Source organism: Burkholderia sp. Ac-20392, from assembly GCF_017104585.1.
GTDB lineage: Bacteria > Pseudomonadota > Gammaproteobacteria > Burkholderiales > Burkholderiaceae > Burkholderia > Burkholderia lata.
The window spans coordinates 1-2,244 of sequence record NZ_JAAGPB010000837.1; the positions used below are offsets into that span (position 1 = coordinate 1).

Sequence of the window (2,244 nt, forward strand, 5' to 3'; positions counted from 1 at the left end):
TGGCACGCGTGGCCGACGCCGCATCGATCCCCGTCGCCGCCCGCATCCAGCATGAAGCCGCCGGCCACCTGTCGTCGGCCGAATCGGCGGCTGCGTTGATCCGGCTCGCCGGTGCACTCGACGAAGGCGAACGCCGCACGGTGCTCGTGTGGGATGCGGCACTGCATGGCGCGGCGGCGGCGGCCGTCGTCGACCTCGCCGGCGGCCTCGATGCCGCGCTCGATATCGAAGGAGACGCGTAATGAGTGCCTACAAGGTGAGCCTGCGCGAACTGCGCTTCTTTCTGTGGGAACTGTTCGAAGCCGACAAGCGTTTCCTCGCGGAACACGGCCTGTACGGCACGCACGACCGCGCGTCGATCGACACGCTGCTCGAACGCGCGCGCGACTTCGCGCTCGACCTCGGCCGCAGCTACCAGCAGGCGGACGTCGAGGGCTGCACGCTGCTCGACGACGGCCAGGTGCGCATTCCGTCGCATTTCCACGCGCTGTGGGCGCGGTTTCGCGACGAATGGTCGAACACGCTGTTCGGCACCGCGCACGGGCTGCCGCCGATCGTCACGCAGATGATCTACGAGATGTTCATGGGCGCGAACCCGTCGTTCATGACGTACGGCGGCTTCACGCGCCCCGCGATCAAGCTGCTGCAGATGCACGGCACGCCGCACCAGAAGGCGCTGATCCCCCCGCTCGAGGCGTACCGCTGGGACGCCTGTTTCTGCGCGACCGAACCGCAGGCCGGCACCGACCTCACCGCGGTGGCGCTGCGCGCGACGCCGCTCGAACGCGACATCTATGCGATTGACGGCGAGAAGGTCTACATCTCGGCCGGCATGCACGAGCTGACCGAGAACACGCTGTATTTCGTGCTCGGCCGCATCGACACCGCGTCGCCGGACTCGTTCTCGCTGTCGTGCCTCGTCGTGCCGCGCTTCTGGCCGGACGAGGAAACGGGCGAACTGCAGTCGAACCATGTCGACTGCATCGGCCTGCCGCGCAAGATGGGGCTCAAGGGCTGCGCGAACACGCACCTCGTGTTCGGTTCGAACGGCACGACCAAAGGCTGGCTGCTCGGCGGCCGGCGCAACGTCGGCCTGCTGCAGTTGATGCCGTTGATGAACCAGGCGCGGATGAGCACCGGGATGTTCGGCGTCGGCGTCGCATCGAGCGCGTACCTGCATGCGGTCGAGTATGCGGGCCGCCGGCTGCAGGGCCGGCCGATCGAGCGCGCGTCGAACACCAACGCGGCGCGCGTCGCGATCGTCGAGCACGCGGACGTGCAGCGGATGCTGGTCGACATGAAGAGCCGCGTCGACGGCTGCCGCGGCCTGCTCGGCAAGCTCGCCGCGACCGCCACGCGCGCGGCGATGCTCGAGGCCACGCCCGACGCCGACCCGGCCGAGATCGAGCGCCACCGCAAGCTGCAACTGCTGCTGACGCCGATCTGCAAGGCGTTCATCTCCGACCAGGCGTGGCGGATCTGCGAAACCGCGATCCAGGTGCACGGCGGGCTCGGCTATACCGATGCGAGCCCCGTCGAGCAGAACGCGCGCGACGTGAAGATCCTGTCGATCTGGGAAGGCACGAACTACATCCAGGCGCAGGACCTCGTGCGCGACAAGCTCGGCTTCGGCCGCCATTCGCGGCTGATCCAGTATTACCGCGACGAACTCGACGTGTTCCTCGCGCGCCAGCATCACACCGGCACGCATGCGGAGCTGCGCCCGCTGTTCGACGCGCTGCGCACGGGCGCCGACCGCATCGCCGCCGCGCTCGACGACATCGCGCGCGACGTGCAGGACGGTCACACGCACCGCAGCAGCCAGTTCTACACGCGCTTTCTCGAGATGTTCGGCGTCGTCACGTCGGCATGGGTGCTGCTCGAATCGGCGACGATCGCCGCGCGCCGGCTCGACGCGCCGGACACCGCCGACACGCCGGCCGAACTCGCGTTCTATCGCGGCAAGCTGAAAAGCGCGCGCTACTACTTCGCGAACGTGCTGCCCGTCGTCGACCAGCACGCGGCCGTGATCGCCGCGATGGCGCACGCGGCGATCAGCGTCAGCAGCGAAGAACTCGCGCAGGTGGAATGACATGGATACGACTCTCGATTCCGGTACGGCCACCACGACTGCCACGCCCACCTCGGCGGGCGACGCGCCGCGCAACCTGCTCGGCCGCCCGGCGACCCGCCATCGCGGCACCGACATCGACGGCGCGACGCTCGAACCCGAAGCGCTGCGCG

General features: G+C 68.8%; 1 protein-coding gene and 2 pseudogenes. All 3 read left to right on the plus strand.

The features are described from left to right. Positions 1–242 (plus strand): annotated as a pseudogene (locus tag G3N99_RS38810) (hypothetical protein); the annotation flags it as partial. Then, entirely contained in the window at positions 242–2,092 is a 1,851-nt protein-coding gene (locus G3N99_RS38815; RefSeq protein WP_206125043.1) for an acyl-CoA dehydrogenase, read from the plus strand. The pseudogene G3N99_RS38810 and the gene G3N99_RS38815, both read left to right, overlap by 1 nt. Position 2,093: 1 nt before the next feature. Next, a pseudogene (locus G3N99_RS42245) lies at positions 2,094–2,244 on the plus strand (citrate/2-methylcitrate synthase); the annotation flags it as partial.